The organism is Aliivibrio sp. S2TY2 (genome assembly GCF_028765525.1).
GTDB classification, from domain to species: Bacteria; Pseudomonadota; Gammaproteobacteria; order Enterobacterales; family Vibrionaceae; genus Aliivibrio; species Aliivibrio finisterrensis_A.
In genome coordinates this window covers 147,400-168,155 of the sequence record NZ_JARACS010000003.1, presented here as the reverse complement: position 1 = coordinate 168,155, position 20,756 = coordinate 147,400, and the positions used below count along the sequence as shown (strand labels likewise).

17 protein-coding genes are annotated in these 20,756 nt (G+C 39.3%); 10 read left to right on the top strand and 7 right to left on the bottom strand.

The window, feature by feature from the left end; translation table 11 throughout:
* Positions 1-56 precede the first annotated feature (56 nt).
* The 3 genes from PVK63_RS07140 (at position 57) to PVK63_RS07130 (ending at position 4,914) form a co-directional block, all read left to right on the top strand.
* Positions 57-1,991 carry a PrkA family serine protein kinase gene (locus PVK63_RS07140; protein ID WP_274440173.1) on the top strand — a complete coding sequence of 645 codons (1,935 nt, stop codon included), beginning with the start codon at positions 57-59 and terminating at the stop codon, positions 1,989-1,991.
* A 127-nt stretch (positions 1,992-2,118) separates the two neighbouring features.
* Positions 2,119-3,387 carry a YeaH/YhbH family protein gene (locus tag PVK63_RS07135; protein WP_274440172.1) on the top strand — a complete coding sequence of 423 codons (1,269 nt, stop codon included), beginning with the start codon at positions 2,119-2,121 and terminating at the stop codon, positions 3,385-3,387.
* Between the two features lie 9 nt (positions 3,388-3,396).
* Positions 3,397-4,914, top strand: a complete 1,518-nt coding sequence (locus PVK63_RS07130) for a SpoVR family protein (protein WP_274440171.1) — start codon at positions 3,397-3,399, stop codon at positions 4,912-4,914.
* Between the two features lie 104 nt (positions 4,915-5,018).
* Here the strand turns inward: PVK63_RS07130 and PVK63_RS07125 are convergent, their stop codons facing one another.
* Entirely contained in the window at positions 5,019-7,247 is a 2,229-nt protein-coding gene (locus tag PVK63_RS07125) for an NADP-dependent isocitrate dehydrogenase (RefSeq protein WP_274440170.1), read from the bottom strand.
* A gap of 170 nt (positions 7,248-7,417) precedes the next feature.
* Here PVK63_RS07125 and PVK63_RS07120 point away from each other — a divergent pair, with 170 nt between their 5' ends.
* Positions 7,418-8,038 carry a pseudouridine synthase gene (locus PVK63_RS07120; RefSeq protein WP_274440169.1) on the top strand — a complete coding sequence of 207 codons (621 nt, stop codon included), beginning with the start codon at positions 7,418-7,420 and terminating at the stop codon, positions 8,036-8,038.
* Positions 8,039-8,140: 102 nt separating this feature from the next.
* A complete protein-coding gene (locus PVK63_RS07115; RefSeq protein WP_054776060.1) occupies positions 8,141-8,314 on the top strand; it encodes a hypothetical protein in 174 nt (57 codons plus the stop codon).
* 94 nt (positions 8,315-8,408) lie between these two features.
* On the opposite strand, the gene PVK63_RS07110 is transcribed toward PVK63_RS07115, so the two are convergent.
* The 5 genes from PVK63_RS07110 to norV are packed head-to-tail and all read right to left on the bottom strand — an operon-like array spanning position 8,409 to position 12,606.
* On the bottom strand, positions 8,409-8,681 hold the full coding sequence (locus PVK63_RS07110) for a hypothetical protein (RefSeq protein WP_274440168.1): 273 nt from the start codon (positions 8,679-8,681) through the stop codon (positions 8,409-8,411).
* Between the two features lie 60 nt (positions 8,682-8,741).
* Entirely contained in the window at positions 8,742-9,077 is a 336-nt protein-coding gene (locus PVK63_RS07105) for a DUF1971 domain-containing protein (RefSeq protein ID WP_130049185.1), read from the bottom strand.
* 46 nt (positions 9,078-9,123) lie between these two features.
* Positions 9,124-9,897 (bottom strand): ferredoxin--NADP reductase, encoded by a 774-nt coding sequence (locus PVK63_RS07100; RefSeq protein ID WP_274440167.1) that lies wholly within the window; start codon positions 9,895-9,897, stop codon positions 9,124-9,126.
* Between the two features lie 13 nt (positions 9,898-9,910).
* The gene (gene norW / locus PVK63_RS07095; protein ID WP_274440190.1) at positions 9,911-11,056 is read right to left on the bottom strand and encodes an NADH:flavorubredoxin reductase NorW; all 1,146 of its coding nucleotides are present in this window, start codon (positions 11,054-11,056) and stop codon (positions 9,911-9,913) included.
* A 14-nt stretch (positions 11,057-11,070) separates the two neighbouring features.
* The gene (gene norV / locus PVK63_RS07090) at positions 11,071-12,606 is read right to left on the bottom strand and encodes an anaerobic nitric oxide reductase flavorubredoxin (protein ID WP_274440166.1); all 1,536 of its coding nucleotides are present in this window, start codon (positions 12,604-12,606) and stop codon (positions 11,071-11,073) included.
* Between the two features lie 188 nt (positions 12,607-12,794).
* Between norV and norR the strand changes: the two genes are divergently transcribed.
* The 4 genes from norR (at position 12,795) to purB (ending at position 17,641) form a co-directional block, all read left to right on the top strand.
* A complete protein-coding gene (norR, locus tag PVK63_RS07085) occupies positions 12,795-14,333 on the top strand; it encodes a nitric oxide reductase transcriptional regulator NorR (RefSeq protein WP_274440165.1) in 1,539 nt (512 codons plus the stop codon).
* 116 nt (positions 14,334-14,449) lie between these two features.
* The gene (mnmA, locus tag PVK63_RS07080) at positions 14,450-15,574 is read left to right on the top strand and encodes a tRNA 2-thiouridine(34) synthase MnmA (RefSeq protein WP_130044209.1); all 1,125 of its coding nucleotides are present in this window, start codon (positions 14,450-14,452) and stop codon (positions 15,572-15,574) included.
* Positions 15,575-15,585: 11 nt separating this feature from the next.
* Positions 15,586-16,203 carry a high frequency lysogenization protein HflD gene (gene hflD / locus PVK63_RS07075; RefSeq protein ID WP_274440164.1) on the top strand — a complete coding sequence of 206 codons (618 nt, stop codon included), beginning with the start codon at positions 15,586-15,588 and terminating at the stop codon, positions 16,201-16,203.
* A 67-nt stretch (positions 16,204-16,270) separates the two neighbouring features.
* Positions 16,271-17,641, top strand: coding sequence for an adenylosuccinate lyase (gene purB / locus PVK63_RS07070; protein WP_130086050.1), 1,371 nt, complete (start codon positions 16,271-16,273; stop codon positions 17,639-17,641).
* A gap of 102 nt (positions 17,642-17,743) precedes the next feature.
* Here purB and PVK63_RS07065 read toward each other — a convergent pair whose 3' ends face one another.
* Positions 17,744-18,172 (bottom strand): hypothetical protein, encoded by a 429-nt coding sequence (locus tag PVK63_RS07065; protein WP_130086049.1) that lies wholly within the window; start codon positions 18,170-18,172, stop codon positions 17,744-17,746.
* A gap of 307 nt (positions 18,173-18,479) precedes the next feature.
* Here PVK63_RS07065 and PVK63_RS07060 point away from each other — a divergent pair, with 307 nt between their 5' ends.
* The gene (locus PVK63_RS07060; RefSeq protein WP_274440163.1) at positions 18,480-20,573 is read left to right on the top strand and encodes a methyl-accepting chemotaxis protein; all 2,094 of its coding nucleotides are present in this window, start codon (positions 18,480-18,482) and stop codon (positions 20,571-20,573) included.
* Positions 20,574-20,756 lie beyond the last annotated feature (183 nt).

The following is a 20,756-nucleotide window of genomic DNA, read 5'->3' as shown; positions in this document are numbered from 1 at the left end:
AGTAACTAACCTTATAGAAGCTTAATTAAAAAAACGGATGACGAGAGGAAATGGATATGAGTATTTTTGACCACTATCAAGCCCGTTATGAAGCGGCAAAAGATGAAGAGATGTCACTGCAAGATTTCTTGTCCCTATGTAGTAATGACAAAAGTGCTTATGCCAATGCAGCAGAAAGACTCCTTATGGCTATTGGCGAACCTGAAGTCATAGACACTGCACTTGATCCTCAGCTTAGTCGTATTTTTTCTAACAGAGTTATTTCTCGCTATGAAACCTTTAAAGACTTCTATGGGATGGAGGAACCCATTGAACAAATTGTTTCTTATCTTAAGCATGCTGCTCAAGGTCTTGAGGAGCGTAAACAGGTACTCTACCTATTAGGTCCTGTGGGTGGCGGTAAATCATCGCTCGCTGAAAAACTAAAAAGCTTAATGCAGAAATTGCCTATTTATATATTAAGTGCCAATGGAGAACGAAGCCCTGTAAACGATCACCCTTTCTGTTTATTTGATGTAATAGAAGATGGTGAATTACTAAAACAAGAATACGGCATCGAGCCTCGTAACCTACGCTCAATAATGTCTCCGTGGGCAGCAAAAAGATTACATGAATTTGGTGGCGATATAACCAAATTTAAAGTAATTAAAGTGCATCCATCAATTCTCGACCAAATAGGGATAGCAAAAACAGAACCGGGGGATGAGAACAATCAAGATATCTCCTCTCTTGTTGGTAAAGTAGATATTCGTCAATTAGAGCATTTTGCCCAAGATGATCCTGATGCTTATAGTTATTCAGGCTCCCTGTGTAAAGCCAACCAAGGCTTAATGGAGTTTGTAGAGATGTTTAAAGCACCAATCAAAGTACTTCATCCTCTATTAACAGCAACCCAAGAAGGTAACTTCAACGGTACAGAAGGATTATCCGCTCTGCCTTTTGACGGCATGATTTTGGCTCACTCGAATGAATCAGAATGGCAGACGTTCAGAAACAACAAAAACAATGAGGCCTTTCTAGATAGGGTATACATAGTTAAAGTTCCTTATTGTTTACGAGTATCTGAAGAAGTCAAAATCTATCAAAAGCTATTGGAACACAGTGATCTATTTCATGCGCCTTGTTCTCCAAGTACCTTAGATATTTTGGCTCAATTCTCGATACTTTCGCGCCTAAAAGATCCTGAGAACTCATCTCTGTTCTCAAAAATGCGCGTTTATGATGGTGAAACACTTAAAGACACCGATCCAAAAGCCAAAAGCTATCAAGAGTATCGTGATTTTGCAGGAGTCGATGAAGGCATGTCAGGGCTTTCAACACGGTTCGCTTTTAAAATTCTATCTCGTGTATTTAACTTTGACCAAACCGAAGTTGCCGCCAACCCTGTTCATCTATTCTATGTTATTGAACAACAGATCGAACGAGAGCAATTTGCTCAAGATATTGCTGATAAATACACAGAGTTCGTTAAAGGTTTCTTAGTCCCTAAATACGTAGAGTTTATTGGTAAAGAAATTCAAACCGCTTACCTAGAATCTTACTCTGAGTACGGACAAAACATTTTTGACCGTTATGTCACCTATGCCGATTTTTGGATTCAAGACCAAGAATATCGAGATCCTGAAACGGGACAACTGTTTGACCGCTCTGCCCTCAATGATGAATTAGAAAAAATTGAAAAAACCGCAGGGATCAGTAACCCGAAAGATTTTCGAAATGAAATTGTTAACTTTGTTCTAAGAGCGAAGGCAAATAACAATGGCCAAAATCCAAATTGGACAAGTTACGAAAAACTTCGTGTCGTTATCGAGAAGAAAATGTTCTCAAACACCGAGGATTTACTTCCTGTCATCTCCTTTAATGGAAAAACCTCCACTGACGATCAGAAAAAACACGATAACTTCGTTGCTCGTATGATGGAAAAAGGCTACACCAAAAAGCAAGTCCGTCTATTAGCAGAGTGGTACTTACGTGTTCGAAAATCTTCATAAGTAAACAACAGGACGTTGCAGCCCATAATCAATTATGGGCTGACCCAGTAACATTTTGATTAAATTACTGTCTATATAAGTAGGCAGAATACTTTATCAAGGTGGTATGAATTAGGAGGGCAATATTATGGCTCAATTTATTGACCGAAGGTTGAATGGCAAAAAGAAAAGCACGGTCAACAGACAACGCTTTATTCGTCGCCATAAAGATCAAATTAAACGTGCAGTCTCTGATGCCGTAAATCAACGTTCAGTCACTAATACTGAGGGTGGTGAAAGCATTTCGATTCCAAAAGGAGACATTTCCGAGCCAGTTTTTCATCAAGGGCAAGGAGGCATTCGTGAACGAGTTCTTCCTGGTAATGATCAATTTATTAAAGGCGACAAAATTGAACGACCACAAGGAGGTAATGGTGGAGGTGCAGGCGCTGGAGATGCTAGTGCAGATGGCGAAGGTGAGGATGAATTTAGTTTTCAGATCTCAAAAGATGAGTACTTAGACATTCTATTTGAAGAGCTTGAATTACCTAATCTTGAGAAAAATCAAGTTCAAAAAATAACTGAATGGGAAACACACCGAGCAGGTTATCAAACCGCTGGGGTTCCTTCTAATATCGATATTGTTCGTTCATTACAGCAATCTCTTGCTCGACGTACTGCGATGACCGCAGGAAAAAAAAGACTGCTAAATGAATTAGAGCAAGAGCTAGACAACATTAAAACCAGCGAGCCTAGCCGCCCACTTGCTATTCGAAAAATGCAGGAAGAAATAGAAGCCTTACGGGAGAAGATCAAACACGTTCCCTATATCGACTCTTTTGATTTACGTTATAAAAACTACGAAAGAACACCCATACCATCAAGCCAAGCTGTGATGTTTTGTTTAATGGATGTCTCAGGCTCAATGGATCAAGCGACTAAAGACATCGCTAAACGTTTCTATGTACTCCTTTATCTGTTCCTTACCCGTACTTATGAAAATGTAGAAGTGGTTTTTATACGCCATCACACCCAAGCAAAAGAAGTTAATGAGCATGACTTTTTTTACTCTCAAGAAACGGGCGGAACCATGGTTTCAAGCGCACTTAGACTAATGAAAGAAATTGTTGCTGAGCGCTTCCCAAATAACGAATGGAACATCTATGCCGCTCAAGCGTCAGATGGCGATAACTGGGCTGATGACTCACCAAAATGTAAAGAACTACTGACTGCTTCTATTTTACCTAACTGCCAGTACTACTCTTACATTGAAATAACCAAACGTCACCACCAAACATTATGGACTGAGTACGAAAAGCTAGCACAAGGATTTGATAACTTTGCGATGAAAAACATTCGTTCGCTTGAAGACATCTACCCTATTTTTAGAGAATTATTTAAAAAACAGCTGGCTTAGGAGGCAAGGATGAAGAACAAAAAAATGCTACCTGATGGGCCAGATTGGACCTTTCAAATGCTAGAACAATATCATGTAGAGATTAAACGTGTAGCTGAGCATTATCGCTTGGATACCTATCCAAACCAAATTGAGATCATTACTGCCGAGCAAATGATGGATGCCTACTCCAGTGTGGGTATGCCTATCAATTATCATCACTGGTCATTTGGTAAAAAATTTATCCAAACAGAACAAAACTACAAACACGGACAAATGGGATTGGCCTATGAAATAGTGATCAACTCGTCCCCCTGCATCGCTTATTTAATGGAAGAAAATACCATTACAATGCAAGCCTTAGTAATGGCACACGCCTGTTATGGCCATAATTCTTTTTTTAAAGGCAACTACCTTTTTCAAACATGGACAGATGCGAGTTCTATTGTCGATTATTTACTTTTTGCTCAACAATATCTCACTCAATGCGAAGAAAAGTATGGGGTTGATGAAGTCGAAAAGATCCTCGATTCTTGTCACGCTTTGATGAATTATGGGGTCGATAGATACAAGCGCCCAGAAAAAATCTCAATTGCAGAAGAAAAAATTCGCCAAGAAGACAGAGAGGCCTATCTTCAGTCTCAAGTAAATGACCTATGGCGAACCGTACCAAAAGCCAAAGAAGAAAGTACCGAAGAGAAGATCCGCTTCCCTTCTGAGCCACAAGAAAACATTCTTTATTTTATTGAAAAACACGCGCCTCTTCTGGAATCATGGCAACGAGAAGTGGTTCGTATTATTCGAAAGATAAGCCAATATTTTTACCCACAAAAACAGACACAAGTGATGAACGAGGGCTGGGCAACGTTTTGGCACTATACGATTCTTAACCATCTTTATGATGAAGGCTTAGTCTCTGAAAAGTTTATTCTCGAATTCTTACACAGCCATACAAATGTCGTCGCTCAACCTAGCTATAACAGTCCTTACTACAGTGGTATCAACCCTTACGCTCTTGGTTTTGCTATGTTCCAAGACATTCGTCGGATTTGTGAAGATCCAACCGATGAAGACAAGGAATGGTTTCCTGATTTAGCTGGCAGTGATTGGCTCGATGCGGTTCACTTTGCAATGCATAACTTCAAAGATGAGAGCTTTATTAGCCAATATTTATCCCCGAAACTTATTCGAGAATTTAAGCTATTTTCTATTTTAGATAATGATAAAAATAAACATATCGAGGTTAATGCAATTCATGATGAAAGTGGTTATCGAGAGATCAGAGAAAAATTAGCAGCTCAATATAACTTAAGTAATCTTGAACCCAATATTCAGGTGTGGAATGTTGATGTTCGTGGGGATAGATCGTTAATTCTTCGTCATATTCCACATAACCGTATCCCTTTAGATAAAGGTCATGAAGAAGTAATGAAGCACCTTCACCGTCTATGGGGGTTTGACGTTGTTCTAGAAGAGGTTATTTCATTTAATCGCGCAGAAATTATCTCCTCTTGCCCAAAACGTAATTATTACAATACCAGTATTTAATACCAATCGTAGTAACGCCCTAGCGGTTAAATAGAAAAAGCCTTGAGATATCGCTATCTCAAGGCTTTATTTTATCTACCGACTATTTATATGTAATCGATGAATTATAGTGATGCTAATGCTGCATTTAATGTAGCACTTGGACGCATTTCTTTCGCTGCTAGTTCAACAACAGGTTGGAAGTAACCTCCCACATCTCCTGCTACGCCTTGCGCTGCATTTAACTCATCAACAATCTTAGTTTCATTAGACGTTAAGGTTTCAGCTAATGAACCAAAGTAAGCTTGAAGCTCTGCATCTTTGGTTTGTACTGCAAGCTCTTGAGCCCAGTACATTGCAAGATAAAAGTGACTACCACGATTATCTAGCTCACCTACACGACGTGATGGCGATTTATTTGTTTCAAGGAATTTAGACGTTGCGGCATCTAATGTGTCTGCAAGAATTTGTGCTTTTGCATTACCTGTTGTCACACTTAAATGCTCAAATGAAGCAGCAAGCGCTAAGAACTCACCTAAAGAATCCCAACGTAAATGGTTTTCTTTTTCGAACTGTTGTACGTGTTTTGGAGCAGAACCGCCCGCACCCGTTTCAAACAGACCACCACCATTCATAAGAGGGACAATAGACAGCATTTTCGCTGATGTACCAAGCTCTAAAATTGGGAATAAATCCGTTAGGTAATCACGTAACACATTACCTGTTACTGAGATCGTATCTTCACCTTTAATGATGCGCGCTAATGTATATTCTGTTGCTTCTACAGGTGAAAGGATTTGAATATCAAGACCTGCTGTATCGTGATCAGCAAGGTAGGTATTTACCTTCTTAATCAGTTGAGCATCATGAGCACGGTTTGCATCAAGCCAGAAAACAGCCGGTGTTGCTGTAGCACGAGCACGATTTACCGCTAATTTAACCCAATCTTGAATTGGAGCGTCTTTTGCCTGACACATACGCCAGATATCACCTTCACCAACAGAATGCTCAATCAAGGCGTTACCAGCACCATCAATCACTCGTACCGTTCCTGCTTGAGGAAGAATGAACGTCTTATCATGAGAACCGTATTCTTCTGCTTTTTGAGCCATCAAGCCTACGTTTGGCACAGAACCCATCGTTGTTGGATCAAATGCACCATTGGCTTTACAGAATTCAATCACAGATTGATAAACACCTGCATAACAACGATCTGGAATCATCGCTTTCGTGTCTTTAAGCTGACCATCTGGTCCCCACATACGACCAGAAGTACGTAGTGCAGCCGGCATAGAAGCATCAATAATCACATCACTTGGTACATGGAGATTAGTAATACCACGATCTGAATCAACCATTGCAAGTTCTGGTTGGTATTCATAAACGGCAGCTAAATCCGCTTCAATCGCTGTTTTTTCTGCTTCTGGCAGTGAGGCGATTTTAGAGTAAACATCACCAATACCATTGTTTGCATCAACGCCTAATTTTTCAAAAGTCGCTGCGTGTTTTTCAAATACATCTTTGTAGAACACTTTTACAGCGTGACCAAAGATTACTGGGTCCGATACTTTCATCATGGTGGCTTTCATGTGCAGAGAAAGTAACACATCTTCTTCTTTGGCTTTTTTAGTTTCCGCTTCAAAGAATTCAACCAATGCTTTCTTACTCAAACAAGAGCCATCAATGATCTCTTTATCTTTCAGTACTAACCCTTCTTTAAGAACAGTGATATCACCATTTTCAGCCACAAACTCAATACTTACATTCGTTGCACCATCAATCGTTACTGATTGCTCACTTGAGTAAAAATCGCCTTCACTCATGCTTGCAACGTGTGACTTAGAATCCGCAGACCAAGCCCCCATTGAGTGTGGGTTATTACGAGCATATTGCTTAACTGCACCAGGCGCACGGCGGTCAGAGTTACCTTCACGTAGTACCGGGTTTACTGCCGAGCCTTTAATTTTATCGTAAACCGCTTTAACGGCTTTTTCTTCATCTGTTTTTGCTTCTTCTGGGTAGTTAGGCAGAGCATAGCCTTTTGCTTGAAGCTCTTTAATTACCGCATGAAGTTGAGGAATTGATGCACTGATATTTGGAAGTTTAATGATATTTGCTTCTGGTGTTTTTGCTAATTCACCCAGTTCCGCAAGTGCATCACCAATGCGTTGCTCTTCTGTAAGATACTCTGGAAAGTTTGCAATAACACGGCCCGCAAGTGAAATATCGCGTGTATCAACATCAATATCTGATGATGCTGCAAATGCTTGAATAATTGGAAGAAGTGAATGCGTCGCCAATGCTGGCGCTTCATCAGTGATGGTGTAGATAATCGTAGATTTTTGCGTTGTCATTTAATTTCCCTATTTAATCCACAAAACCCATAACAAAACGTATAATAGGCTTTGTAATTTACCGACTTTATTTTTATTAGTCTCTTGTTTCACGCGCGTACTATAGCGAAAAGCGGCGAACTTTAAAACTAAACGCCACAAAAGCTTTACAATTTTGCAAGGTAGTTAACATGACATTCAAGCGTTCCCCTAATTGGAAAAAACCAGCCTTTAAGAAAAAAACGGCTCAAAAACCACGCCCTGCACCAAAAGATCGTAAAGTCCTTATCTTTAATAAACCTTTTGATGTATTGAGTCAATTTACTGATGACCAACATCGCCAGACGCTCGCAGATTTTATTTCAGTAAAAGATGTTTATGCTGCTGGTCGCCTTGATCGCGATAGCGAAGGTTTATTAATCTTGACCAATGATGGTGCCCTGCAAGCGCGATTAACTCAGCCAGAATCTAAATCGCCAAAAACCTATTGGGTACAAGTTGAAGGCGCTCCTACTGAAGAAGATTTAGAGAAGCTTCGCCAAGGTGTAGAGCTAAAAGATGGCATGACACTTCCAGCAAAAGTGGAAGTAATGGCAGAGCCTGACGTATGGGAGCGCAACCCTCCTGTTCGATTTCGAGCGGCCATTCCAACCACGTGGATTGCGATAACGATTATTGAAGGCCGTAATCGTCAAGTTCGACGCATGACAGCACATATTGGTTTTCCTACATTGCGTTTAATTCGCTACTCAATGGGCGATTGGACCATTAAAGATGTAGAACATGGTACATGGAAAGAAGTATCACTTTAAAAACAATTGATTAATATGTAATAAAAACGTTAATTTATGCTACCTGTTTGGTGCTTTTTAAATTAGACTGATTACATCAATTATAAAAATAAAGGCATCATTATGAATACTATGATTAAAGCAGTAGGAATTGCTAGCGTACTGCTGTTAAGTGCTTGCGCTCCAGCAGACAGAGCTGACATTAACTCGACAGAATTAACTAATGAGCACTATAAAAACCAAGAGAAACAGCAGCAAAACTGTATGTTAACTGGTGAAATAGGGTGTGCTGATTAAGGTATTACTTTATACAAAAAGGCCTGATAGCTTCAACACTATCAGGCCTTTTTATTTCAACATCAAAGACAATTACTGCCTATTAATATTGAGATTATTCATCGCCCATAAAGCTCATATCAGGTAATGATTCTAAGTTTTCTTTATAACGCTTTTGATTAAACTCTGCGCCATTCTTCATTACATCAAACACTTCAATAGCAAGTGCACACGCCATCATTTCAATCGCTTCTTCACGCGAATTACCCGTCATCACTAGGCGCATTAATGTTTCTTTTACCGCGATTGGGCTGCCATCTTCAATTTGATTCTTTACGGTTTCAATCAGTGTTTCTTCAGTCATGAAATCGTCTTCTTGATCTGTCATCTTACTTCTCGCTTAATAATTTCGCCTACTATGCCATAAATGCAAAGAAAGAGGCGTAAATTATTTAGCATTGAACATTTTCTTTCCTGTTTTATCTTTATCAGACCAGAAGTTAATATTGAATTGAGCATCATCACTTAACTCAATTCTATGCCAATATTGCGGTGGACTTGTAGCAAACTGCCCAGCATTAATAACCACTTTAATTTCAGGCTCTGTTGCTTCTGCATTGGCAAAGCCATAATAAGTGACAACTCCTTCCATTACACATAACTGGCCAAACACCTCGGCAGCCGTATTATGATGAGTGAGTAATGCGTCTGGCACATTATCTTTTGTAAAAAATGGGGTAGAACGTTGAATTGTCCAATTTTTTGGAATACGTAAATGGCTCATAATAATTTCTCCAAATAATTTATTCTTGTCATATTTTTATTGATGATTACCAATAGTTTTCAGAACTAAACTGCCCTGGTTTACGACGAAGATGCTTGTTAAAACCTAACTCTTTTAGCGCATCAGATGTGTCTTTAACCATGTTAGGGTTGCCGCAGATGTATAAGAAACTACGCGTTTTACTAAGCTGGCATTGGGCACGGTTTTCGATTTCTCTGCTGAGCAATAAAGTCGGGATTCGTCCACATAAAGTTCCGGTGACATGTTCTCTAGAAACAATTGGTACATAATGAAACCTCTTGTTGTATCTATTAATTAATTGTTGGATCCGCTCTTGATAAATCAATTCAGATTGCATTCTTACTGCATGAACTAACACAATATTTTTAAATCGAGATTCAAGTAATGGTGTTTCTAATATTGAGATAAATGGCCCTATGGCCGTACCTGTTGATAATAACCATAAATCCTCCACACCTTCAGGCATCTCATTAATAGTCATAAACCCTGAAGCTTCTTTACCAACAAAAATCTCGTCACCAGAATTAAGCGCTTTAAGGCGAGGTGATAACTCCCCGCTTTCATCCGCAATGATCAGAAATTCCATCTGTTGGTGCCCTTCCGTCTGCTTTGGATTGTTTACTATGGAATAAGCTCTTCTTACCCAATCACCATACCCATCAGGTAGTGCTAATTTAGTGAATTGTCCCGCTTGATAAGCACTAATTGGCGCTTCAACAAATAAACTGAATAAACGTTCAGTCCAGTCATAACGACGAAGGACAACCCCTTTAATTAATCCATGTGGAATTTCTGTCATAGCTCACCTCTCATTATTTCGTATTATGTATCTCTCTAAATAAAGGAAATGCGTTCTTAACTAATTCATTGGTTACCACAAATCCAGTTAACTGATTATTGGCATTGTAAGCTTTAGCACATAACCCTTGCGTATCAATATCAACAGCCCAACGTTCAATGTCGACTGATGTATTACCCGCAAGCTGTATTGGATAATGGGGCGTTTTCACCTTCACCATCATATTTGGTAATTCAAGTATCGTCTCAGTTCCTAATAAGGTTTTTGCCAACGCATTCGCACTTAATAAGATAGGTTGTAGGTAGGCCATTACCTTGCCTTCTATTTCGGCACAGTCACCTAATGCATAGACATTATTCGCTGACGTTTGCAGTATTGAGTCAACAACAATCCCTCGATTAACCATAATGTTCGACTTTATGGCTAGCTGTGTATTAGGCTTTAGCCCAGCGGCTGATATAACACAATCCACTAAGTACGATTGACCATTCGTTGTCGTTACTCGATACCCGTTATCTTGTTTATTTACCGCTTGCACACAATCCGACAAGGTAACGGTAACTCCTTTTTCTCTGCATGCTTTTTCAAGTGGCAGTGAAATAAAGTCAGGGATCATATTGGCCAGTAGATGACTATTTGGCTCAACCAAGGTCACCATTTTTCCTGCATTTGCCAAATCCATTGCGAGCTCTGTACCTATTAAACCACCACCAACAACAAGTACTTTTTTAGACTCCAATACTTTTTGTTGAATACCAGCAAACTCTTTTAGGCTATTTAACGTCAGGATCTCTTCACATCCATCACCGTGAAAAGGGGGGATAAATGTTTGAGAGCCTGTCGCTAATACCAATTTTCCATAAGCGAATTGATCACCATTTACAGTAATGGTTTGGTTCTCAGCATCTATCGACTCAACGAAGGCATGCGTATGTAAAATGACATTGTATTGCTCAGCAAAAGCTCCTCCAGTTAATGTAATCATATCTTCTGGATTTTGTTGCTTTGAAAATACGTGACTCAAATCTGGCTTGTTATAGTCATCACCATTGTCATTCGTAAACACATGGATCGGACAATCACTATTAGTTCGACGAATAGTTTTAATCAACTGGTAAGAGGCAAAACCACTACCAATAATAACGATAGGTAAACTCATCATTTATCCTCCAACTACTTAATTTCAACAAATACGTCTTTACCTAGATGACACTCAGGGCATAAGAAATAATCAGGTACTTCTGACCAAGGGGTATTAGGCTCTACACCTTGATTTGGCTCACCAAGCGCAGGATCGTATACCCAGTTACATACTGTACATAACATGCACTGTGTAGCGCTGCTTTCTCCGGTAGCTCCGACTTCTGTATCGTTTACTGCCAATTCAACAGCAGGTTCGATCATGACGACTGGATCTTGGGCTGTTACTTCTTTAGCCACCGTTGGTTCAATGACTTTTGTTGTTTGTTCTTTTTTTTCTACATTAATAGTATTAAACGTTGTGGTTAGTGGTTTTAGTGCCCACTGTTTTGCAATAAACTGCCCATGCTCTCGACATAACTGCATTGCTTTACCATCTGGACGCCATTTCGCTTTTAGACCCACCGCGGTTTCAAAACCAGCATCAGTTAAGCGAGAATGAATTCTATCAACAGCACCACCATTCCAACCGTAACTACCAAATGCACCTGCTTTTTTCGCTCTAAATCTAAGACCAGTAATCTCTTCTAACATGCCCGCAATTTTAGGCATCATCACATTGTTCATGGTTGATGAGCCAACGAGAATCCCTTTTGAGCGGAACACACTGGTTAAAATGTCATTCTTATCTTGGCGAGAAACATTGAATACTTTGACTGCAACAGCAGGGTCAATATCATGAATACCTTGAGCAATCGCATCAGCCATCATTCGAGTGTTGTTTGACATAGAATCGTAGAAAATAGTAATACGATCTTCTTGATAATTATCAGCCCACTCTAAATATTGATGAATGATTTGAGTTGGATTATCTCTCCATACACAACCGTGAGAAGTTGCGATCATATCGACAGGTAAATTGAAGCTTAATACTTCTTTAATTTTAGCGGTAACCAGAGCACTGAATGGCGTAAGGATATTGGCGTAGTAACGCAAGCATTGATCCATCAATTCCGTTTGATCTACTTCGTCATTAAACAAACGCTCATCACAATAGTGTTGACCAAATGCATCATTACTAAACAAAATTGCATCACCGGTTAAGTACGTCATCATGCTGTCTGGCCAGTGCAGCATCGGCGCTTCAACAAAAATCAATTGCTTGCCATTACCTATATCTAACGCATCGCCCGTTTTAATTGGATTAAAATTCCATTCAGGGTGATGATGGTGACCAACAATTGAATCAATCGCGTTTTCAGTGCAATAAATTGGCGTTCCAGGGATCTTTTCCATTAACGCAGAAAGCGCACCTGCGTGATCTTCTTCTGCATGGTTAATTACGATGTAATCAATGCTAGCAAGATCAATTTCCATTTCTAAATTCTGAATAAACTGGTGGCTAAAACGATGGTCCACCGTATCAATGAGTACTGTTTTTTCTTCTTGGATAAGGTAACTGTTATAGCTTGTGCCTTTGGTCATTTTAAATTCAGTACCATGGAAGTCAGACACTTCCCAATCACGTTGGCCAACCCAGTTAACATTATTTTTAATATGAATAGTCATTGTTTTTTCTCATTTAATTATTAGCGTTACTACTCATATTGCATTGCGCATGCCAACTTTTATCTCATTGTTTTATAATAACTTTAATATAAATCAGCAAAAATAAATGTCATAATGACAATTGTTTACTTTTGTTAAAATGACAGTACAATAGTCAAATTAACAATATTTATGATAATGAGTATTCAATGAAAAACATGAAAGAGGAATGGGCTCAAATTGCATTAGATTTAACGTCAGGACTAGACAGCAAAGATCGTTTCGAACGCTTATTATCAACCATTCGAAATGCGTTAAAATGCGACGCTTCAGCTTTACTCTTATTTAAAAATCAATACTTCTCACCACTTGCAACCAACGGCCTGGACAGTGATGTGATTGGACGTCGTTTTGCTATTTCACAGCATCCTCGTTTAGAAGCCATAGCACGAGCTGGGGATATTGTTCGCTTTCCTTCAGACAGTGATTTACCCGACCCTTATGATGGGTTAATAAAAAATAAAAAAGAACTCCTCCACGTACACTCTTGCATTGGCCTCCCTTTATTGATTAACGAACGATTGATTGGTGCGGTAACTATTGATGCGTTCGATCCCGACCAATTTAATAGTTTTACCAATAAAGAACTTAGGATCATTAGCGCCTTAGCTGCAACCAGTCTGAACACAGCCCTATTAATGGAAAGATTAGAGAATCAATCTTCAGAGAGTTCTACAAGCTCATCTTTTGAAACCGCTCAGCAGTACAATGTTGAGATGATTGGTGAATCAAAAGCGATGAAAGAGTTAAAAGCCAATATCAAAGCGGTTGCCAATACAGAGTTATCTGTCTTAATCACCGGAGAAACAGGCGTAGGTAAAGAGCTAGTAGCAAGTGCCTTGCATGAGCAATCTTCAAGAGCAAATCAAAGCTTAGTGTATTTAAACTGCGCCGCTTTACCGGAATCGGTCGCGGAAAGTGAGCTATTTGGCCATGTAAAAGGCGCATTTACTGGCGCAATTAGCAATCGGAAAGGTAAATTTGAATCGGCTGATAATGGCACGTTATTTTTAGATGAGATAGGCGAATTATCATTAGCTCTACAAGCTAAATTACTCCGAGTTTTGCAATATGGTGATATTCAGCGTATTGGTGATGACAACCACATCAAGGTAAATACTCGTATTATTGCAGCAACCAATAAAACCTTAAGTGAAGAAGTCAAAGAAGGCAATTTTAGAGCTGATTTATACCATAGGCTAAGTGTCTTCCCCATTTTTGTCCCTCCCCTAAGAGAGCGAGAAAATGACATTACCTTACTCGTTGGTTACTTTGCTGAAAAAAGTCGTGTAAAACTAAGAGCATCAAGCATACGCATTACTCCAGAAGCCATCCGTGTACTTAATACATACCCTTGGCCTGGTAATATTCGAGAGTTAGAGCATGTAATAAGCCGAGCGGCGGTACTCTCTAGAGCACAAAGTATTGATTCAGATTTAACGCTATCTACATGGCACTTTTCAATTCAAAAAGAAGCGATTAGTGACGAGCCAATACATCAAGTAACAGAAGATACGCTTTTAGAATGCCCCCAAGGGCTACGTATCGCAACAGATGAATTTCAAGCTAAATTGATTCAACAAGCCTATAAAGAAAATAAACAAAATTGGGCAGCAACAGCAAGAGTATTACAAGTTGATACTGGAAATTTACATCGTTTAGCAAAACGATTAAAACTGAAAGAATAAAGCTCGAAATTTATCTGTTTTTCGCAGATATAATTATGTGATTTTACTCTCGGATCTGTCACGAGCATATTCTTTCTGTTAGAATCTGCCTCAAGTTTTATTAGTGGTGTTAAAGAATGTCAGACAACAGCCAAAAGAAAGTCATCGTCGGTATGTCCGGTGGTGTGGATTCTTCAGTATCAGCCTATCTACTTCAGCAACAAGGATACCAAGTTGAAGGTCTTTTCATGAAAAACTGGGAAGAAGATGACAACGAGGAATATTGTACAGCAGCCGAAGATTTAGCCGATGCACAAGCGGTGTGTGACAAATTAGGTATCCACCTTCACACCATTAATTTTGCATCTGAATATTGGGACAACGTTTTTGAATATTTCTTAGAGGAATACAAAGCGGGTCGTACGCCAAACCCTGATATTCTATGTAACAAAGAAATCAAATTTAAAGCTTTCTTAGAGTTTGCTGATGAAGTACTTGATGCTGATTTCATTGCAATGGGTCACTACGTTCGTCGTACCTTCCCAACAGCAGAAGAAATCGCAAATGGTGTTAAACCACAAATGCTACGTGGTTTGGATTCAAACAAAGATCAAAGCTACTTCTTATACACATTAAGCTCTGAGCAAGTTGCTCGCAGCCTATTCCCTGTTGGTGAACTAGAAAAACCAGAAGTACGCCGCATTGCTGAAGAGCAAGATTTGATCACAGCGAAGAAAAAAGACTCTACAGGTATCTGCTTTATTGGTGAGCGTAAATTCACTGAATTCTTAGGTAAATACCTACCAGCACAACCAGGCAATATCGAAACCCCTGAAGGCAAAGTGATTGGTCAGCACCAAGGTTTGATGTATCACACTTTAGGTCAACGTAAAGGTCTACACATTGGCGGCACCAAAGGCGGTGGCGGTAATGAAGACCCATGGTTTGTTGGTGAGAAAGATTTAAAACGTAACGTGTTAATTGCCGTTCAAGGTAAAGATCACCCATTACTGAAATCTCAAGGCCTACTAGCGTCTCAACTTCACTGGGTTGATCGCGAAGTCATTAAAGCGCCATTGAGCTGCACAGTAAAAACACGTTACCGTCAAACCGATATCCCTTGTACGATCATCCCTGTTGATGATGAAAACATTAAAGTGATTTTTGACGAACCGCAAATTGCAGTGACTCCTGGTCAATCTGCTGTTTTCTACTTAGGCGAAGTGTGTCTAGGTGGCGGTATTATTGAAGAGCGTATTTAAGGAGCTAATACGTGGCGAATACTTTATTTGACAGAACCATTGCATTTGCAGGCATCTGCCAAGCAGCAAGCCTAGTACAAAAAATGGCGAAAGATGGGCACTGTGATCAAGCTGCGTTTGATACTGCTATTCAATCTATTTTAGAAACCAACCCAAGTAATACGCTAGCCGTATACGGCAATGAAGCTAACTTGCGCGTTGGTTTAGAATGTCTGGTTCAAGACTTTGACAATACCCCATCAGGCAGTGAGTTAACTCGCTACCTGATCAGCTTGATGGCGCTAGAGCGCAAACTTGCTGGCCACCGCGATGGCATGAGCAAGCTTGGCGAACGCATTAGCACCATTGAGCGTCAACTTGAACATTTTGATATTCATGACGAACAAATGCTAAGCAACATTGCCAGCATTTACTTAGATGTGATCAGCCCAATGGGACCTCGCATTCAAGTCACTGGCACACCGTCTATTTTACAACAATCAATGACACAACATAAGGTTCGAGCATTATTACTTTCTGGTATTCGCTCAGCCGTATTATGGCGTCAAACGGGGGGCAAACGCCGCCACTTAATTTTTGGTCGTAAAAAGATGGTTGAGCAAGCAAAAATAATTTTAGCTCGAATTTAAAATTAAAGCCTGTTTATAATAAGCAGGCTTTATCCACTAACCTTTATTACACATCTAGGAGATTTACATGGAATTGTCAGCATTAACTGCTGTTTCACCTGTAGACGGTCGCTACGGAAGTAAAACAATTTCTCTACGCAGCATCTTTAGTGAGTACGGCTTACTGAAGTATCGTACTGTTGTTGAAGTTCGTTGGCTTCAAAAATTAGCAGCTACGCAATCGATTGCGGAAGTAGCTACATTAAGCGCAGAAGCGAATCAATTCTTAGATGACATCGCAGCAAACTTCAGCGAAGAAGATGCTATGCGTATCAAAGACATTGAGCGCACAACTAACCACGATGTTAAAGCTGTTGAATATTTCCTAAAAGAAAAAGTAGCTGACGTTCCTGAGCTTCATGCTATCAATGAATTCATTCACTTTGCATGTACTTCAGAAGACATCAACAACACATCTCACGCTCTAATGCTTAAAGAAGCACGTGATACGGTGATTCTTCCTGAAATCCGTAACGTTATTGATGCTATCAAAGCACTAGCTAACGAATACCGTGATGTTCCTCTTCTTTCTCGTACACACGGTCAGCCAGCTTCTCCATCAACAATGGGTAAAGAAATGGCTAACGTTGCATACCGTATGGAACGTCAATACAAGCAAATCGAAAACGTTGAAATCTTAGCAAAAATCAACGGTGCTGTGGGTAACTATAATGCTCACCTATCTGCTTACCCAGATGTTGATTGGCATGCATTCAGCGAAGAGTTCATCACTGAATCTCTAGGTGTAACTTGGAACCCATACACAACTCAAATCGAACCGCATGATTACATTGCTGAACTATTTGATGCGATTGCTCGTTTCAACACTATCCTACTTGATTTTGACCGTGACGTTTGGGGCTACATTGCTCTTGGCCACTTCAAACAAAAAACGATTGCTGGCGAAATTGGCTCTTCAACAATGCCGCATAAAGTTAACCCAATCGATTTTGAAAACTCTGAAGGTAACCTAGGTCTTGCTAATGCTATCTTTAGCCACCTAGCACAAAAACTGCCTGTATCTCGCTGGCAGCGTGACCTGACTGACTCAACGGTTCTTCGTAACCTAGGTGTTGGTTGTGGCTACGCTATCATTGCATACACATCGACTCTAAAAGGCATTAGCAAGTTAGAGATCAACCGTGCTGCACTTGAAGCTGAGCTAGATAAAAACTGGGAAGTTCTTGCAGAACCTGTACAAACAGTAATGCGTCGTTACGGCATCGAAAAGCCATACGAAAAACTAAAAGAACTGACTCGTGGTAAACGTGTAGACGGCGAAGGCATGCGTGCATTCATCGACGGTTTAGAAATCCCTGAAGACGAAAAAGTTCGTCTAAAAGAGATGACGCCAGCAAACTATATCGGTCAAGCTATCGAGCTAACTGACAAGCTGTAATCTTTACGGTTATTTTTAACCAGATAGATTAACAAGCACTAAAAAGCCCTGTATCAAACGCCTTTAAAGCGTACTGTTACAGGGCTTTTTTATTCGGTTTAATTACATCACACACGCTTGCATTTCTTTTGCGCTTTCAATGCCTTTCTCAATCAAGCTCTGCGCTTCTTGGTTTGAAATCGTCGACATCACTTTATTTACTAATTTCTCAGCACTTGATTCTGATGACGCCTCAACTAAACAACTGTATGCGTTAGCAATATGCTCTTGAATTTCAACTAGAGCTTCAGGGTTACTGTAATCCGCATTTAACGCTTCATCAATTGACTCTGCAAGCTCAGATGCAGAGCTTGCAGCATCACCAAATTGTTCAATATTAATCGCTTCTAGATCTACTGACTCTAGCTTTTCTTGAGCCATATCTACGGCTTTATTTGCAGCCTCTTGGGCTTTATCAATCGCTTCACTTGCGTCGTCACACCCCATTAAAGCCACAGAAAACAACAAAGGTACCAACAATTTTTTGTTCATTTTTTTCTCACTATAAAATAGTTACTATAACCGCATAAGAATAACAGAAAGCCATTAGAGAAGTGTTCATTATTTTATATATATAAAAGCACATTAAATAAATTATTACTTAATATACACACATAATATATACATAGTAATACGAAAAAATATGAATGATATAAATACAGGCAATCTATTACATTCATATAAATTACCTTCACTTACATAAAATAGTTATTTCAAACTATAAACAACAAAACACCTTAATGACATTTGACTTAATGCCGCTATATATTACACAACCTTACTTATTATTTAAAAAATCATGTTTAAATCCATCAAAACTCGAATTGCTGTTAGTGCCGGAATTGCGATATTTATTACGCTAAGTACCGCCATGTTTTTTACTACTATTTCTTATGATAAAGTTAATAAAGACATCACAGAGCATGTATCCTCACAGCTTTCAGATAACATTGACTATAAGTTACTCTCCATTGCCAATCAACAAAGCGCAGAACTTAATGGGCTTTTTTCCCCTGTAATCAGCAACTTAAAACAACTCAAATCAGTTTTAGAGTTATCAAATGATACAAATACAGATGCCGAGCTTCTAATTAGACAATTTACATCTTCATTAAAAAATCAAAATGACAGTGTTTTTGCGGGCTTTATGGTGTGGGAGCACAGCCGATTTAATTATGATGATTCTGAATTAACTCAAAAAGCGCTTAACAAACAAGGTGTCCTTGCTCCCTTCTTCTCACCGACAGACACAAGTTTTGAAGCTCTTGGAATGGAGAGTTTTAAAAATACGTCACTAAATGATAATGGTGAGCGTATTGATGAATGGCATTTAACGCCTTTTGAAACAGGTAACAGCTTTGTAATGGAGCCGTATTATTACAATGTAAGAGGCAACCAAGAGCTAATCACGACAATTAGCCTACCATTACGATCAAATAACAAAATAGTCGGATCTCTTGGTTATGATTGGTCCATCAAAAGTTTTCAAGCTATTAGTAAACAAGCAGCAGACACCATTGGGATCCCTGGAGCTGTAGTTTCTATTGCCTCTTGGGAGGGTCGCTTACTTTCTTTTAGCCAAGATGAAAATCTAGTTGGCGAAAAAGTAAAAGATGATTTTGCAAATCACTGGAATGATATTCAGCGAGAATCACGCAACAACGCCTCTTTTCTAAAAAATATAGGCCATTTTAAAACCGCTATTTCTACAATCAATACGGGCGCAAAGCCATGGATTGTCATGGTATCTATACCAACTGAAGTGCTACAACAAGAAATTACTGATTTTAATCACTTTAGTAATGAGCTAAGCCAACAAGCACTTTCTAATGGCTTATTAAGTGGCCTAGTGTCATCTATTATTGGCATCGTACTGATTTTCTTTATTGCCAAAAGTATCGGAACAACACTTATTAATCTAACCAACCACTTTGAAAATATTGCTCAAGGCGATGGTGATTTAACACAACGTATTAATGTTGCCTCTAAAGATGAAATCGGCCAATTGGCGTTCTGGTTTAATACCTTTATTGAGAAGATTCAAAATACACTGCACAATGCAAAAGAAACCGCAGAGTTAGTTTCTCAGTCATCGGCAAATACCATGACAGAAACAGAAAAATCACAAATAAAACTTCAAAGCCAAGTTAATGAAGTAACACAATTAGCAACGGCAATTAATGAGATGAGCGCAACAGCTCAAGAAGTAGCATCGTCAGCATTACAAGCTGCGACAGCGGCAAGTCAAATACAAGCAAGCAGTGAAGATGGTCAAAAGATCATGAATAATGCAGCAGCTTCCGTAGAAGAATTGGCATCGTTCATTAATGAAGCTCAAGAGCAAGTGGTTAACTTAGCCGCATCAAGTAATGATATCCAAAAAATCCTGCTTGAAATCGGTGGAATTGCTGAACAAACAAATCTACTGGCATTAAATGCTGCAATTGAAGCCGCTCGTGCTGGTGAGCAAGGACGTGGATTTGCAGTTGTTGCAGATGAAGTTCGTAACCTAGCTAGCCGCACTCAAAGCTCAACTCAAGAAATTAATAGCATGCTTGTGATACTACAACAAAATACTCAAAGCATTGTAACGGTAATGGACAGCAGTCAAAAACAAGCATTAGCTACAAGAGAAGAAACATTAATTGCACAACAGAACTTACAAGAGATCAGCTCTGCTATTCTTGTTGCAAATGATATGAATAATCAAATTGCTTCAGCGGCAGAAGAACAAAGTTCAGTCTCTGAAGAGATCAATCGTAATGTAACAAGCATTAACGAAGCCGCTAACGAAGTGCTTTCAGATATGCATAACTCATTAAATGATACTGCTGAGCTAACAAAAGAGAGCCACTCATTAACTCAGAAATTAAGCGCTTTTAAAACTCGGTAAGTTTAAACAATACTAAGTCTTAACCTACCTAAGCCATGCTTTTTAACGATTGCATGGCTTTTTCTTTATCAAAAAGTAGCGTGAACTTTATGAACAAAATTCATTTTATGTTCTAAATAGCCATTATCTCTTCTATCTAGTCAAAGCCCTCTCAAATGAATAACATTTACGCAACAACTAAGA

Bases quoted from the DNA above. Each gene is read 5' to 3' on its own strand.
- PVK63_RS07115 (WP_054776060.1), top strand. From the start codon at position 8,141: ATGAATACTATGATTAAAGCAGTAGGAATTGCTAGCGTACTGCTGTTA.
- norV (WP_274440166.1), bottom strand. From the start codon at position 12,606: ATGACTATTCATATTAAAAATAATGTTAACTGGGTTGGCCAACGTGAT.
- norR (WP_274440165.1), top strand. From the start codon at position 12,795: ATGAAAAACATGAAAGAGGAATGGGCTCAAATTGCATTAGATTTAACG.
- PVK63_RS07125 (WP_274440170.1), bottom strand. From the start codon at position 7,247: ATGACAACGCAAAAATCTACGATTATCTACACCATCACTGATGAAGCG.
- purB (WP_130086050.1), top strand. From the start codon at position 16,271: ATGGAATTGTCAGCATTAACTGCTGTTTCACCTGTAGACGGTCGCTAC.
- PVK63_RS07110 (WP_274440168.1), bottom strand. From the start codon at position 8,681: ATGACAGATCAAGAAGACGATTTCATGACTGAAGAAACACTGATTGAA.
- norW (WP_274440190.1), bottom strand. From the start codon at position 11,056: ATGAGTTTACCTATCGTTATTATTGGTAGTGGTTTTGCCTCTTACCAG.
- PVK63_RS07065 (WP_130086049.1), bottom strand. From the start codon at position 18,172: ATGAACAAAAAATTGTTGGTACCTTTGTTGTTTTCTGTGGCTTTAATG.
- PVK63_RS07060 (WP_274440163.1), top strand. From the start codon at position 18,480: ATGTTTAAATCCATCAAAACTCGAATTGCTGTTAGTGCCGGAATTGCG.
- mnmA (WP_130044209.1), top strand. From the start codon at position 14,450: ATGTCAGACAACAGCCAAAAGAAAGTCATCGTCGGTATGTCCGGTGGT.
- PVK63_RS07105 (WP_130049185.1), bottom strand. From the start codon at position 9,077: ATGAGCCATTTACGTATTCCAAAAAATTGGACAATTCAACGTTCTACC.
- PVK63_RS07140 (WP_274440173.1), top strand. From the start codon at position 57: ATGAGTATTTTTGACCACTATCAAGCCCGTTATGAAGCGGCAAAAGAT.
- PVK63_RS07130 (WP_274440171.1), top strand. From the start codon at position 3,397: ATGAAGAACAAAAAAATGCTACCTGATGGGCCAGATTGGACCTTTCAA.
- PVK63_RS07120 (WP_274440169.1), top strand. From the start codon at position 7,418: ATGACATTCAAGCGTTCCCCTAATTGGAAAAAACCAGCCTTTAAGAAA.
- PVK63_RS07100 (WP_274440167.1), bottom strand. From the start codon at position 9,897: ATGACAGAAATTCCACATGGATTAATTAAAGGGGTTGTCCTTCGTCGT.
- PVK63_RS07135 (WP_274440172.1), top strand. From the start codon at position 2,119: ATGGCTCAATTTATTGACCGAAGGTTGAATGGCAAAAAGAAAAGCACG.